This is a genomic window from Stenotrophomonas sp. PUT21, assembly GCF_052232875.1.
Classification (GTDB): Bacteria; Pseudomonadota; Gammaproteobacteria; order Xanthomonadales; family Xanthomonadaceae; genus Stenotrophomonas; species Stenotrophomonas maltophilia_N.
In genome coordinates this window covers 2,171,048-2,186,422 of sequence record NZ_CP197645.1, presented here as the reverse complement: position 1 = coordinate 2,186,422, position 15,375 = coordinate 2,171,048, and the positions used below count along the sequence as shown (strand labels likewise).

Sequence of the window (15,375 nt, the reverse complement as noted above, 5' to 3'; positions counted from 1 at the left end):
ATGTGCGAGCGCATTTTTTCTGACGGCCCAGCGTCCGGACGGAAAACAGAAGAGGGCACCTTGAAGGTGCCCTCGTCTGGACCGCAGTCAGGTCTTGATTACCAGGCGTACTTGACGCCCATCTGCGCACCCATGCTGCTGAAGCCGTAGGCGCCACGCTGGGTGTTCAGCTCACCCCAGCCGGTAAGGCGCGGCGAAAGCTGCAGCTGGACGCCTGCCTTGGCTTCGTACACGTCCCGCGGCACGACGCCTTCCAGCAGGGTTTGATCCATCCACACCGAGTTCGCGTGGCCGGGATTGCGGATCCAGTTCACCGCGACGAACGGTTGCACGCGATTGCCGGTTTCCGCAGTGGCGTGCCCATACAGGCGAGCGCCGACGCGGGTCTGCAGGCCACCCGCGTCGCCTTTGCTGACCACAGTCCCGTTCACTTCCTGGTGGTTGCCGCCTTCCATCCGGTAGTCCGTCCAGATTGCCTGGACCTGCGGCTCCAGATACACGGCACTGTTCTCATTGTTGGTCAGACGCATCGCATAGCCCGCTTCGAGAGAGGCTGCAGTGGAGCGCGAGCGATAGTTCTCCTGGGCCAAGGCATCGCCCTGCACCGAATTCTTGAATCGAGCCGTCTGCAGCCAGCTGTCGACATAGAGGCCGCCATCGTTCTTCGCACCCTGGATCCAGGTGGCGTAGACACCAACGGCCCGACCGTCAACGCGACCCTGGGCACTGTAGCCGGTGAGGTCGGAGGTCACCTGGCTTCGGGACTGGCCGTTTGCGGCCATCACACCCAGCACGCCACGGTCTTCACTTCCCCAATGGGTCAGGTCGGTGCCAATCTGCAGCACGCTCTGCCGTCCTTGCCCGGCCAACTGATCGTTGATCCGGTAGTGAGGGTGGTCGCTGGTGGTTCGGACCCAGACACTGCCCACGTTGTTGCCCGAGCGCTGACGCTCAGTCAGGTTCGGCTCGCCAACGCGCTCGTGCAGGGTCAGGTCGAACATGCCGACAGCTGCGGCCTGGTTTGCCAGGTACGCGCCACCCTCCGGGCGCTGCACCGGTGCCGGCGGGTCAATGACCGGATCCGTGCCGGGGTCCGTGCCCGGATCGACCGGGCTCATCTCCGAGCGCAGGTACCAATCGCCATCATTCGGGTCGCTCTTGCCGCCCTGGTAGAGGAAGTACTCGTACTGGCCTGCAACCGCGCGACCAGACAGGTCGAAACGGGCATCCGAACGCCCATCCACCTCGATGATCTGGATGCCGTCCTGCGTTTCGGCACCCAGCCCGCCCAAGTTGTTGACCGCGACGGCTGCGGTGCCCGACGTGTTGCCCAGCACGTGCAGTTTGTCGGTGCCCGAGTTGTCGTCGCCCAATGCGGTGTTCATCAGCAGCAGGCCGTTGTCCGCCTGGAAGTCGCCATCGACCGTGACCGTCTTGTAGTGGCCGTCAGCGTGGTCGAAGGCGAGGGTGGCATTGGCCAGCGATAGTTCGCCGATCTGCGAATCGCTGGTCACGTCCCAGCGGCTGCCGTTGGAAAGCGTGACGCTGCCGACTGCATCGGTAGCGCCGCGCCAATAGCTGCCGTGGTCCAGCGACAATGCTGAGGTGCGATCCAAAGTACCGTTGCCATCGGCATCCAGGGCATCCTCGGTAAACCGGATATCACCCAACGCAACAACATTCTGGTCGAAGTTAAGGGTGTTGGCGCTATCCGAGCCGAACTGGGCAAGCGTGCCATTGCCTTCGATGGTGGTGCCATTGGCGGCCGTGAATGTGCCATTTTCCATCAACAGTGCCGCGGCGGCTTGGCTGTTCAGGGCGCTGTTGCTGATGTATAGCGTGGCGCCGTCCAGAAGGCTTGCCGCGCTCGAATTAACGCCTTCGGAAACGATTTGGCTGTCATGAAACTCTGCGCGGGACTGTGCGCCATTTACCTGCACAGCGGTGGATGCGACGCCCGTCGTTTCGACCGCCACATCATCAAACCTGCCTTCGCCACTCATGATCTGAACGCCGGCTGCGTTTGCTCCGGTGACGGCTATGGTTGAGTGGCTAAGCGATAGTGGCGCAGCTGCAGGACTATTCATGAATACTCCCTTGCCGGACTCGCCTTCCGCCAACAACGTCAGATTGCTGCCGTTGAAGGATCCGTTGCTTTCCACATAAATCGCGGAGCTTCCTGTGCCCAGCATGTGAACCGACGTGTTTTCAGCGGTAAGATTGCCTGAGTCGGATGCTTGGAGACCGTGGGTTTGAACTCCCTCGTTACGTACGCTCCCATTGTTGAAGATAATAGTGCCCCCATGTGCAAGTACACCTTGCGCACCACTTCCAAGCGTATTGATGTGCGTGCCATCGGAGATGATGCTGCCGCCATTACTAGCGAGCAGCCCATGGGCAGCGACACCGTCAGTGGTCACATCGCTGTCTGAGATTTTGATGGATCCATTGTCTCGGGCGTCTACACCACGAGACCACTGGCCTTGCGTGCGAATGCTCACCTTGCTCGCCTCAATGGCTCCGCCGCTGGTTGCGGCAAGGCCATGGGAGCGATCAGCCCCGGTCGTCGTGATGCTGCTGGTAACGATGGTCGTGCGCCCGTCGGATTCGACAAAAACGCCGTGTGCATCGAGGTTGCCAGAGGTGACGATCTCGGAGCCAACCACGTCGGCGGTTCCATTGCTCTTCACATGGATGCCGTGGGACAGATCACCAGCCGTATTGATCAAGGAGTCGATGACATCCGCGTGAGAACCGTCCTGCACTACGACCCCCGAGCTGCCGGTGCGGGTGGGCTGACCCGAGCGGATCGTAACGTTCTGGAGACTGGCCTGGCCGCCAGCGTCGACCAGCACTGCCCCCGCGCGGGACTCGATTGTGGTGTCGGTGACATTGAGCGCGGCATCATTGCCTTGGGCGAGGAGGCCAGATAGGACCCGGAAGTTGGCGCCGTCAATGTTTAACTTTCCGCTCCCCGAGGCTCCTCCTCCGACGATGCCGCCCCACGCGCCTCCAGCGACCGTGATAACGCTGCCGTTACCGCTGCTGTCACGGCCTATGTTGATCGTGCCGCCGTTTCTGGCGCGAACACCGTCCGCGTACAGTTGTGCGGTGCTGATGCTCCCACCATTGAACGTCACCTCGCTACCGGCACCGCTCGCTTGGACGCCCCGCCCGTTTTCGCCCGTGGAATTGAACGTCACTCCTTCCGCGATGATCTTACCGCCGGCTTCGGCGTTCAGGCCGGGCGACACATACCCGGAGGTGGTGATGGTGCTGTTGCTTATCTCGATATGGCTGCCCGCACCGCTAGCATTGGCGCCAGAGGCCTGTAAGCCGGTGGTGGATAGCGTCATGTCAGAGGCGGTGATGCTGCCGCCGTTGATGGCGCTCATCGCATGACCGAGATAGCCAGCTCCCTCAGTGGTTTCGCCGCTGGTATCGATATGAATGCCATCGGCGACGATCGGGTCGCCGGCACTAGCGGTAGCAGTCCCCGAGATGCTGATCACTGAAGCAATGGCGACATACAAGCTACTGCGGAGAATCTCAGATTTCATGCACTTGAGCCCTTGATTAGGACGCCGGGTGGCGTCGATCTAGATGAAGGGCTGCAAGGTAGAAGGGGTGAAGGCGACACGATATGCAATTAGTTGTAAATGAGTTCCAGGTCACAAATTTGTTCACTGCTGATTCATTGCCATATGAACCAGCAAGTACAGATTCGCGGACTGAGCAGGGAGGCATTAAGGTTCGTGAGGTGGGGCGGCTCAGCATTGCTCGCTTCTATATTTGTTCGGTGCCTTCGGCCTTACCTTGCCCGTCTTAGGGAGCAGATTCTCTAAGGGCCCGCGCCAGCGCGGCGGGTTGTCACCCTATTGCGGTCCGAGAACCTTCGGCCAGTCCAACACGCGCTCAATGCACCCGGCAGCGTCCGGACGGGAAACAGAAGAGGGCACCTTGAAGGTGCCCTCGTCTGGACCGCAGTCAGGTTTCGATTACCAGGCGTACTTGACGCCCATCTGCGCACCCATGCTGCTGAAGCCGTAGGCGCCACGCTGGGTGTTCAGCTCACCCCAGCCGGTAAGGCGCGGCGAAAGTTGCAGCTGGACGCCTGCCTTGGCTTCGTACACATCCCGCGGCACGACGCCTTCCAGCAGGGTTTGATCCATCCACACCGAGTTCGCGTGGCTGGGATTGCGGATCCAGTTCACCGCGACGAACGGCTGCACGCGATTGCCGGTTTCCGCAGTGGCGTGCCCATACAGGCGAGCGCCGACGCGGGTCTGCAGGCCACCCGCGTCGCCTTTGCTGACCACAGTCCCGTTCACTTCCTGGTGGTTGCCGCCTTCCATCCGGTAGTCCGTCCAGATTGCCTGGACCTGCGGCTCCAGATACAGGGCACTGTTCTCATTGTTGGTCAGACGCATCGCATAGCCCGCTTCGAGAGAGGCTGCAGTGGAGCGCGAGCGATAGTTCTCCTGGGCCAAGGAATCGCCCTGCACCGAATTCTTGAATCGAGCCGCCTGCAGCCAGCTGTCGACATAGAGGCCGCCATCGTTCTTCGCACCCTGGATCCAGGTGGCGTAGACACCAACGGCCCGACCGTCAACGCGACCCTGGGCACTGTAGCCGGTGAGGTCGGAGGTCACCTGGCTTCGGGACTGGCCGTTTGCGGCCATCACACCCAGCACGCCACGGTCTTCACTTCCCCAATGGGTCAGGTCGGTGCCAATCTGCAGCACGCTCTGCCGTCCTTGCCCGGCCAACTGATCGTTGATCCGGTAGTGAGGGTGGTCGCTGGTGGTTCGGACCCAGACACTGCCCACGTTGTTGCCCGAGCGCTGACGCTCAGCCAGGTTCGGCTCGCCCACGCGCTCGTGCAGGGTCAGGTCGAACATGCCGACGGCCGCGGCCTGGTTTGCCAGGTACGCGCCACCCTCCGGGCGCTGCACCGGTGCCGGCGGGTTGATCACCGGATCCGCGCCGGGGTCCGTGCCCGGATCGACCGGGCTCATCTCCGAGCGCAGGTACCAATCGCCATCATTCGGGTCGCTCTTGCCGCCCTGGTAGAGGAAGTACTCATACTGGCCAGCAACCGCGCGACCCGACAGGTCGAAACGGGCATCCGAACGTCCATCTACCTCGATGATCTGGATGCCGTCCTGGGTTTCAGCACCCAGGCCGCCGAGGTTGTTCACCGCGACCCCTGCGGTGCCCGACGTGTTGCCCAGCACGTGAAGTTTGTCGGTGCCCGAGTTGTCGTCGCCCAATGCGGTGTTCATCAGCAGCAGGCCGTTGTCGGCCTCGAAATCACCGTTGACGGTCAGGGTCTTGAAGGTGCCCGTGGTCGTCGGGTCAAAGGCGACGATGCCATGATCCAGGCGGAGTTGACCCACCTCGGAATCGCCGGTCATCTGCCAGCGCGAGCCGCTGGCGATCGAAAGATCATCGATCACGCCGGCGGTCTTGCCGATCCACGCCGAGTCGTTGCTCAGCTGCAGCGTGGTAGCGGCGGTCGTGGCGCCGGCGCCGAACACGATGTCGCCGACAGCGACGACGCGGTCCTGCATGCGTACCGTGCTGGCGTCATCGCCAACCTGCTCCACGAACACGCCATTACCAGCACTGATCTGGGCAGCGGCCGCCAATGTGATGTCACCGCCTTCGCTACGGATGGCGCTGTCCTGCACGCTGAAAAGGGTGCCGCCCGACATGCCCAGCGTGCTGCCAATCACGTCAGCACCGACGGCGCCGACGCCTTCGGCACGCACCTGGGAATCGATCAGCTGGAGATCTGCGCCGAATTCGGCCACGGCGCCATGCGCGCCATCGCCCGTGGTCAGCACCTGGCTGCCGGTGGCGACGAGCGCCGCGCCTGCGGGACCATAGGCATACAGCCCGTGGCTGCCGACACCGGTGGTCTGGATGGAGCTGTCGGTGATGTTGAGCATTGCGCGGGCGCCATCGGCGGCCGTGCCGGAATGGATCGGGCTGGCACAGGCATCGCCAGCCCCCACGACCAGCGAGCAGGCCATCGCACCAAAGGCGTTCTCGCCGGAGGTCATTACCTGCACCTTGTGGGCATTGAGGACGGTATCGGGATCACCGGCGCTGCCACCGACCTGAGACAGCAGGCCGATCGAAGAAACGCCATGGGTCACGATGTCGGCATTGCTGATGTTCACCTGTCCGCCCCATTCGGCCACGACGGCCGAAGCGGTGGTGCCACCAAAGCTGGTGCCAAAGGTCTCCACCCGCACATTGTCGGCGTTCAGCACCGAGCCACCGGTCATCGAATCCAGCCCATAGGCGCCGTTGCCATAGGTAGTCACGGAGGCGTCGGCGATGTCGACGATGCCGCCATCGAAGGCGCGGGCACCCATGCCCACGTCACCGGTAGTGGTGATGTTCGTGTTGCTCGTCTTCAACCGCGAGCCAGCAGTATCAGCCACCGCCCCGTGGGCGTACGCACCCTTGGTGTTGACCGTCACCGCGTCCAGCTCCACCGAGCCGCCATCGTTGGCGCGCAGGCCATAGGCGTGCTCACCTTCGGTGGTCGAATGCACGTTGCTGCCGGTCACCGTCGCCCCGTTGCCGGTCGCCTCGATGCCGTGTGCATAGCCCTCGTGGGTCAGCACGGTGACGTTGGACATATCCACCCGGCTGTCACCCGATGCCTGGACCCCGGTTCCGGAGGCATCGATGTTCACCTGGCCCAGCTGCAGGGCAGCGCCGGAGATGGCTTGGGCGCCCTTGCTGCTGGCACCCGTAGTGGTGATGCTGCCGCCGGTCATCGACACGTTGGTGGCCACCCCGCTGGCGACGACGCCGCGGGCGGTGGCGCCCTCCGTGCGGATGCTTACGTTGTCCAGAACCAGCGAGGCGTTGCCGTCATAGGCCACCGCACCCTTGGCGTTGTTTCCGGTGGTATGGATGCTGCTGTTGGCCACCGTCATCGAGGAATCTCCCTCGACATCCACGCCATCGGCCCAGAAGCCGGTGGTGTTGATGGTGGTGTTGGTCACCTGCGCATCCCCGCCATGCGAGGTGACGACACCGGCCGCGCCGACGATACCGGTGCCACGGCCCCCATTGATTTCGATGGTGGCGCCGTCGATGCGGGCGGTGCCTTTGTCGATCCAGGCACCGCGAGCGTTGTCGCCGCTGATCTGGATCAACGTGCCATTGCCGCCAGCATCGCGGCCGATCTCCAGATGACCGTCGTTGCTCACCCGCGCCCCATCGCTGTTGACGCCGGTGGTCTGGATCCTGCCACCATTGAAGATGATCGATGCGTCCGCACCGCTGGCAAGCACGCCAACTGCGGTGGTGCCGGCGGTGGAGATTTCCACGCCATCGGCTTTGATCGTGGCCTCGCCGTCGGCATGCACACCCGCGTTGAAGTTGCCAGCCGTGGTGATGCTGCTGTTGCGAAGCCCGATCTGCGCGCCGATTTTACCGATCACGCCAGAGGCATAATCGCCGTCGGTACGGATGGTGGAGTCGCGCATTTCCAGCGTGCCACTCCCGATCAGCACGCCATAGCTGGTGTTGCCCTCGGTGTGAACATCAACCCGATCGGCGGTGAGCTGGCCGCCGAGGTTGGCGAACATGCCCGACGCGTTGTTGCCGGTCGTATGGATGGTGCTGTCGCTGATCTCCAGGCGGCTGCCCGCATCACGCGCGTCAACGCCGTGGTCCCCTTGGCCCGTAGACTCGATGTGGGTGTTGCGTGCGGTCACCTGGCCGCCGGCAAAAGCAGCCAAGCCGTGTACGCCGTTACCCGAGACATTGATATTGGTGCCGTCAACAACCAGTGCCGCGCCGTTGCGGGCGAGCCCGCCACCGCTGTCGGTGCCGTCGACAGTGATCGATCCGCCGGTAAGCGTGACGGTGCTGCCGGCGCCATCGGCGAAAATGCCCTGTGCGCGGTAACCATGGGTGGCCAGATCAGTATCGGTGGCCGAAATGGTGCCGCCGTTGATCGCTTCCAGCGCATGCGCATAATCGCCAGTAGTGTCGATGCTGCCCGCCGGGACGGTGATGACAGTGCCGTCGGCAACCTGACGGTCTGCATCGGCGGCCAAGGCGGCCGTGGCCGCCAGCGAGAGGGCGCCGCCAATGGCAAGCGAGAGGGCGTGGTGGGAGAGCTTGTTGCGGGTTACACGGTTCATGTAATTTCATCACAGAAGGGTGGAAAACCTCGCCCGGCCGCCTCCCGGTTACGGAGGTCAATCCCTGGCAACTGCGGCGCAACTGAATTGCAACCGGCCAATGTGTGTCGGCAGTCGCAAAACTAGTGACGTCTTCGTCCCCGTCCTATGCAATTAGTTGTAAATGCCATTTGTGAACCGGCGCCGTTCACGTGTCGTCGCGTTTTGTGCAGGGCGCGGCAATAGGTCGAATCAAAGCATTGCCTGACCATTTCGATCACCCTTGACGCTCTCGAGGCGAGCGGCGCTGGGAAAGGCGCATGCGGCCATCGAGTCCGACCAGGGGCAATGCACGGCGCGAGGGCATTGCTCGCACGCTGCGCACCGTGTGACGTTCTTCCGTCTACAGCGGCTGAGCACGGCGCAGCATTGACCGGCAGTCTCCCAAACGGGTTTCCGTCACCCATTGGACGGGGTAGGGCTGGCGCCGCTCCTAGGGAGAGGCCAAGGAGCGCCCCCGCCGAGCCGCCCCAGGCGAGTGCCCCATGACGCGTTTGTACGCGCGACTAAAGGCAGCCTGCGATGCGTAGCCAAGACGTTCTGCCACCCCCTCGATGGATAGGCTTTGCTGGCTCAGCCATTGACTCGCCAATTGCATCCGCAGCTCGGTCACGTACCGCAGGGGTGCGGTTCCCATGACGGTCTGGAACCGCTCTGCAAAGACCGACCGTGACATGTTCGATTCCGCAGCCAGTGCCTCGACGGTCCAGTCACGCCCAGGGTCGCTGTGCAGCGCAAGCAACGCCAGCGATAGACGAGGATCGCGCATGGCCATGACCAGGCCCGATGCGCCGTCGCAACCGCGCTCGACCCAGTCACGGACGATCATGGCGGCCACTGCATCCGCCAGCCGGGCAAGGATTGCTGCGTATCCAATACGTCCAGAGCACACTTCGCGCTTCATCGCGTCGACCATCGGCAGCAGCCCCGGGAACGCAGTGGCGTTGCCATCGGCCAACATCACCGCCGGCATCACCTTGCTCAACCCTTGCATGCCACCCAGATCGAACACCATGCAGCCGTGGAAGAGCACGGCGCTTGGCACGGCATGTGTGCTCGGGCACGTGTCTATCCCGCTCACTGCGTCACCCAGCGGGGCGGCGTCTATCGTTTCCAGGCACTGGACGGGGTGGTCGGCGCCAGACAGCAGCGCGTGTTCGTCTCCGCGTGGAACAAGCACGACATCCCCGGCGGACAACCGGTGTTGGCTGCCATCCGCGCCGCGAAGAATCGCAGTGCCTACGGCCAGGTAGTGGAAATAGGCATGGCCTGGCTTCGGCGGAAATCCAAGCCCAAAGCTCGGCCCGGTCTGAATGCGTCGGTATTGAACGCCATGCAGCCGCATGCCGGTCAACAGCGGGGTGATCAGGTCGGCGGGCTGGGGTGGAGCGTGACTCATTGAGATGGCCAGGGGTTTCGATCAAAAATATAGGTCGGGCAATCATAGATCATCCTGACTCGGCTCCCTAGACTCTCGGCTGCACGAATGGACTGGGATCTGTGATGAGCAATAACGTAGTTGATGCCGCGAACACGCCTGATGCTGTGGACAGGGGGAGCGGGGAGCCTTCTTCCCCGGCATGGGTGGCGGTGTTCTCGCTGGCCATGGGGGTCTTCGGGCTGCTCACGGCGGAGTATCTGCCGGCCAGTCTGTTGACGCCGATGGCGGCGGACCTCGGGGTGTCGGAGGCGCTGGCCGGCCAAGCCGTGACGGTCACTGCGGTTGTGGCGCTGTTCGCTGGCCTGCTTGTGCCGCGGCTGACCCGTTCGATAGACAGGCGCCTGGTGCTGTTGAGTTTCACGGCCCTGATGATTCTCTCCAACGCCTTGGTGGCGTTGTCATCCAGCATGGGGGTCCTGCTGGTGATGCGCGTGCTCTTGGGCATTGCGCTGGGCGGTTTCTGGAGCATGGCAGCGGCCGTGGCGATGCGGTTGGTGCCGGCACAGCGCGTGCCTCGCGCGCTGTCCATCATCTTCAGCGGGATTGCGGTCGGCACAGTGGTCTCCGTTCCTTTGGGGAGTTACCTGGGAGGCCTGCTGGGTTGGCGCAGCGCCTTCTGGGCGGCGACGGCGGTAGGTGGACTCACGTTCGCGTTCCAGTGGTTCACGCTGCCCCGCATGGCGCCGCGCAAGGTGGCGATCCCGGAGTCGGTGGTCGGCCTCCTGCGCCGGCCAGGCGTTGCAGTCGGAATGTTGGGCTGCGTTCTGGCGCACACCGGTCAGTACTCGCTCTTTACCTATATCCGCCCGACGTTGGAAAGCCTGGGCCAGATGAGCGCTGATGGCCTGGCGCTGATTCTGCTCGGATTCGGTGTGGCGAACTTTGTGGGCACACTGCTGGCCGGCTGGCTCATGGAGCGCAGTTTGAAGGTCACGTTGGTGATCATGCCTGCCGTGGTTGGCGTAGCTGCTCTGGGCATGCTCCTGTTGCCGGTGGGCACTGGCGGGCTGTCGATCCTAGTCGCGCTCTGGGGTCTGGCCTTCGGTGGCGTGCCGGTGGCGTGGTCGAGCTGGGTCGCACGTGCGGTGCCCGACCAGGCGGAGAGTGCGGGCGGGATGGTGGTCGCTGCCGTGCAGTCGTCCATCGCCGCGGGCGCCGCCTTGGGCGGCCTGGTGTTCGGACTGGGCGGCATCGTCGCAGTCCTTGGTGTTGCCGCGGCGGTGATGCTCCTCGCCAGCCTGCTCATTGCGTTCCGGGTCAGGGTGAGCTCGGCGGCGTTGTCGGCAGGTCCGGCGTTTCATATCTAGGCGACCGTACCCGGAATGCACGTCGGGAGTGAAGGACTGTCGATGTAGTCGGCGTCCTGTCGCCGCTTCCGCTAAAGTGCTCGGCCCTGTTTTAACTGGCGCTCGCTCCCGAGCGTGCACTTGAAGGACGTTGTTGTTGATGGTGGTGAAAGGTCTGGTGGTGTTGCTTTTGGTTTCCGCGTGGGTTCCTGGTGTGGCAGCAGAGCTGGTTGGCCGCGCGACGGTCACGGATGGGGACACTCTCACCGTGGCCAAGCAGCGCATCCGCCTCTGGGGCATCGATGCGCCGGAAAGCGCCCAGCAATGCACCGCCAAAGACGGACGTCCCTGGCCCTGTGGGCGGCGGTCAGCCGCCGTGCTGGATGAGTATCTGCTGGACAAGACCGTGCGTTGCCAGCCCAAGGACACCGACCGCTACGGCAGGGTGGTGGCGGAGTGCTTTGTCCAGGGGGCGTCGGTCAATCGGTGGATGGTGCGCTCCGGTTGGGCGGTCGCGTATCGCCAGTACGCCACGGCATTCATCGCAGACGAAGCCGACGCGCGCCAGCACCAGCGGAACCTCTGGCAGGGGCCGTTCCAGATGCCAGCGGACTATCGTCGCAGCAAGCGTGACCAGGCCGCGCGACACGCCCCGGTGGCCACGCAGCCGGCGCCGGGCGGATGCCGCATCAAGGGCAACATCTCCCGCGAGGGCAGGAAGATCTACCACGTGCCGGGCCAGCGGGACTATGCGCGCACGAGCATCGACCTGAGCCGTGGCGAGCGTATGTTCTGCAGCCCTGCGGACGCCGTGCGGGCAGGGTGGCAGCCGGCCAAGCGCTGAGCGTCTCAACGCCTCCCAAGCAGGCGGCGACGCAGCGCGCCCGCGGCTGCCGCGACGGCCATCGCCGGCAACGCAAGCACCAGCGCATACACCAGTCCGGCCAGCAGCAACGGGCCAACGCCCGACATCACGGCCACCACCGGCACCTGCAGCGCCATGAGCAACATCCCCCATAGCCACGCCCTGCGAGGGAAGCAGGCGCCTAGAACGGCGGCGATGCCCAGTGCGATGGGATAGACGACGGTCCAGAACGCAGGCGCGTCCCAAGGCTCGCCGCCGGGTGTCCGCCAGGCCACCAGCACCCAGAACACCACGCCGACCTTCAGCGTGACAGCTGTTGCTGCCAGAAGATTTCCCGTCATCCGCATCGTTGCTCTCCCGCACGAGCAGGCAGCATGCCACTGTCGCGTTGGCGGTATATGACCAGCAGCCGTTGCGCATTGCGTCGTACCAGTGACGGCATCAGGAGATTGGCGGCCGACAGCGAATCTTGACGCGCTCTTGGCGCTTGCTGAGGATACTTTTCCGTCATTGTTCCAGAGGAGAAGGGCAATGGCCGCCAGACAAAAGACCCCGTCAAACCCCCAGGTGCTGAGGATCGAAGCGATGCCGCTGGGCTTCGGCGAAGCCGCTGTCGTGATCGAGCTGGCCGCCGAGCCACCCAAGCGCTGGTTCAAGGCGCTCAAGCGGGAGATGATGTACTCGGAAGGCCTGGAGACGGCGTCGGCGAAGTTCGATGGCTGCTTCGTCTACCTCGTCGGGCTGGACCCGGCCCTGGGAAGCGCTGTGCGCTGTGCCCGCCGATTGCTTGCAGCGGTGCAGGAGGGTCTTCAACAGAGCAGCACGGTTGCTCCAGGGATGTCGACGATGGCGGTTGACGGTGGGTCCCCTCCGCCTGGGTCCCTGTGCATACCGCGTTCACCGATGGGTCGGAACGAAGCACCCGGGGAGGTGAACAGCACGGTCTGACATGTGTCTCGGGAAGGGCTTCCTCGCGGGAAGGATCGACACGTCGACCATGTTCGACCAGGAAGGTGGATGTCCGAGGCGCGACAGGCCGCCAGCGGCACTGATGACGTTTATGGCCTTGTCGTTCGTTCGCACGCAGCCCAGGAGCATGCGAGGCTCCAGAAGTAAGCCGCGCCTCCACATCCAGGCCCGGCCCTAGGCCGGGCGCCGTGATGTGGCGGACGGCCACAGATCAGCGTGACCGTCACTGGTGCCGCATCACCGCCTCCAGATGCGCCTCCGGATCGATCATGTGCGAGTGATCATCCTGGTCCAGCTGGATCTCCGCCCAGTGAATGATCCCGTTGAACCTGCCGCGCTCGGTCACATAGCCCTCATACACCGGCATCCCCGTGTCGATGCCCACGTCCAGTCCTTCATCGAAGGAGTAGTACAGCGGATGGGTGCGCTCCACCTCGCCAGTACCTGATGCTTTCCCGTCGATATACAGGGTGACCGTGCCACCGCGCCCGATCCCGCCGCCCGCGTAAGCGAACTCCACCCGCACCTGATGGCGGCCGGTGCCGATGTCGGTCTCGGACAGCACCGTCTTCCGTAGCAGCCCGCAATGGTTGTAGTGGTAGCCCAGCTTGCCGTTCTCGGCAAAGAACGACCAGCCGCCGGTGCGTCCGCCCTGGGCGACGATCACGCCGTTGAGCGTGCCGCTGGGCGGCGCCTCGATCTCGGCGGTGACCGCGTAGGAGCGGTTCTTGACGTTGATCGCCACGTTCTCGCCCAGGCGGGTCATGCCCGGATACAGCCGCAGGGTGTCGCCGGTGGTCAGCGTTGGCCGGCCGGCCAGCTCGGGATTCATGCGTTCGGCGGCGCGATCATCGATCGGCAGCACGTTGTGGCGAACCGCCTCGATCAGAAACAGCTGCTGCAGCTCGGCCAGCTTGTCCGGCTGCGCGGCGGCCAGGTTGTCGGCCTGGGTCCAGTCCTTGGTGGTGTCATACAGCTCCCAGACGTCCTGCGAGAAATCCACGCCCTTGGCCACCACGTCCCAGGGGGTGCGGTGCTTGGTCTGCGCGGTCCAGCCGTCGTGGTAGATGCCCCGGTTGCCCATGATCTCGAAGTACTGCGTGAGGTGGCGCTCCTCGGCATCGGCGTCGTTGAAGGTGTAGGCCATGGAGACGCCGTGCATCGGCACCTGGGTGACACCGTTGACCGTATGCGGTTGTGCCAGGCCGGCGAGGTCTAGGATGGTCGGCGCCACGTCGATCACGTGGTGCCACTGGCTGCGCAGTTCGCCACTGCCCGATATCCGGGCCGGCCAATGCACGATGGTGCCGTTGCGCGTGCCGCCATAGTGCGAGGCCACCTGCTTGGTCCACTGGTAGGGCGTGCACAACGCATGCGCCCAGCCGACGGCGTAGTGGTTGTAGGCCGTGGGTCCACCCACTTCGTCCAGGTGCTGCTGCCAGAACGCGGCGGTTTCGTACTCGGCGCCTCCGTTGGAGGCGGTGGTGAGCATGAAGGCACCGTTGATGCCGCCCTCGGCGGAGGCGCCGTTGTCGCCGATGATGAAGTACACCAGCGTGTCATCAAGGACGCCGAGTTCCTCCAGCGCGTCGATCACGCGGCCGGTGTGGTGGTCGGCGTACTCGAGGAAGGCGGCATAGACTTCCATCTGATGCGCGAGGATCGGCTTGAGTTCAGCCGGCATGTCCTCCCATGCCGGAATACCCTCCGGGCGCGGGGTGAGCACGGCGTCGGCGGGGATGACGCCCAGCTCGCGCTGGCGCGCGAAGGTGGCGGTGCGCATGGCGTCCCAGCCTTGATCGAACTTGCCCTTGTACTTGGCGATCCAGTCCTTGGGGACATGGTGCGGGGCGTGTGTCGCCCCCGGCGCGAAGTACACGAAGAACGGTTTGTCCGGCGTCAGGCTCTTCTGCAGCCGGACATAGTCGATGGCCTTGTCGGCCAGATCCGGCATGAGGTGGTAGTCGGGATCCAGCGGTGCCTCGATGGCGGAAACACCGTCGACCAGCGCGGGTGTCCACTGGTTGGTCTCACCGCCGATGAAGCCGTAGAAGCGCTCGAATCCACTGAAGGCCGGCCAATGGTCGAACGGGCCGGTCGGTCCGGACTCCCACACCGGCACTTCGTGGCACTTGCCGAACTGGGCGGTGTTATAGCCGTTCTGGCGCAGGATTTCCGGCAGCGGCGTGACCGAGTTGGGGCGGGTGGAGCGATAGCCCGGAGCCGGCGTGGCGGTCTCGGTGATGTGGCCCATGGCCACCGCGTGGTGGTTGCGCCCGGAGAGCAGGGCGGCACGCGTGGGCGAGCACAGGGCGGTGGTATGGAAGCGGATGTAGCGCAGGCCGCTGTTGGCCAGCCGATCGGCAGTGGGCGTATGCACCGGTCCGCCGAAAGCGCTGGCGGCACCAAAGCCGACATCGTCGAACATGATCAGCAGGACATTGGGCGCGCCGTCCGGCGGGCGCTTGGCCGTGATGGGAGGAAGCTTGACCCCGAGCTTTTTCGCGTCGAACGACAATGGCCCCTGGTAGGCCTGGTCGGGAATCGGAAGGATGCTGCCGGGGAGTTCCTGGCTCATGGTCGCGCCTCGATGGACTG

The 15,375-nt window shown here is 64.2% G+C and carries 8 protein-coding genes; 3 read left to right on the top strand and 5 right to left on the bottom strand.

Going from position 1 to position 15,375, the window contains the following annotated elements:
- Nucleotides 1-98: 98 nt before the first annotated feature.
- From ACTT2I_RS10085 to ACTT2I_RS10075, 3 genes are all read right to left on the bottom strand, one after another.
- Nucleotides 99-3,560, bottom strand: a complete 3,462-nt coding sequence (locus ACTT2I_RS10085; protein WP_421099765.1) for an autotransporter outer membrane beta-barrel domain-containing protein — start codon at nt 3,558-3,560, stop codon at nt 99-101.
- A gap of 438 nt (nt 3,561-3,998) precedes the next feature.
- Complete coding sequence (locus ACTT2I_RS10080; RefSeq protein ID WP_421099766.1) at nt 3,999-8,177, bottom strand: autotransporter outer membrane beta-barrel domain-containing protein; 4,179 nt, start codon at nt 8,175-8,177, stop codon at nt 3,999-4,001.
- Between the two features lie 472 nt (nt 8,178-8,649).
- On the bottom strand, nt 8,650-9,615 hold the full coding sequence (locus ACTT2I_RS10075; protein WP_421099767.1) for an AraC family transcriptional regulator: 966 nt from the start codon (nt 9,613-9,615) through the stop codon (nt 8,650-8,652).
- A gap of 104 nt (nt 9,616-9,719) precedes the next feature.
- Here ACTT2I_RS10075 and ACTT2I_RS10070 point away from each other — a divergent pair, with 104 nt between their 5' ends.
- Together ACTT2I_RS10070 and ACTT2I_RS10065 are read left to right on the top strand one after the other, a co-directional pair.
- Nucleotides 9,720-10,964, top strand: coding sequence for an MFS transporter (locus tag ACTT2I_RS10070; RefSeq protein ID WP_421099768.1), 1,245 nt, complete (start codon nt 9,720-9,722; stop codon nt 10,962-10,964).
- 139 nt (nt 10,965-11,103) lie between these two features.
- On the top strand, nt 11,104-11,787 hold the full coding sequence (locus ACTT2I_RS10065; RefSeq protein WP_088434778.1) for a thermonuclease family protein: 684 nt from the start codon (nt 11,104-11,106) through the stop codon (nt 11,785-11,787).
- Nucleotides 11,788-11,792: 5 nt separating this feature from the next.
- On the opposite strand, the gene ACTT2I_RS10060 is transcribed toward ACTT2I_RS10065, so the two are convergent.
- The gene (locus tag ACTT2I_RS10060; RefSeq protein ID WP_421099769.1) at nt 11,793-12,149 is read right to left on the bottom strand and encodes a hypothetical protein; all 357 of its coding nucleotides are present in this window, start codon (nt 12,147-12,149) and stop codon (nt 11,793-11,795) included.
- A 190-nt stretch (nt 12,150-12,339) separates the two neighbouring features.
- Between ACTT2I_RS10060 and ACTT2I_RS10055 the strand changes: the two genes are divergently transcribed.
- A complete protein-coding gene (locus tag ACTT2I_RS10055) occupies nt 12,340-12,756 on the top strand; it encodes a hypothetical protein (RefSeq protein ID WP_421099770.1) in 417 nt (138 codons plus the stop codon).
- A gap of 244 nt (nt 12,757-13,000) precedes the next feature.
- On the opposite strand, the gene ACTT2I_RS10050 is transcribed toward ACTT2I_RS10055, so the two are convergent.
- Entirely contained in the window at nt 13,001-15,355 is a 2,355-nt protein-coding gene (locus tag ACTT2I_RS10050; protein WP_421099771.1) for an arylsulfatase, read from the bottom strand.
- Nucleotides 15,356-15,375: the final 20 nt, after the last annotated feature.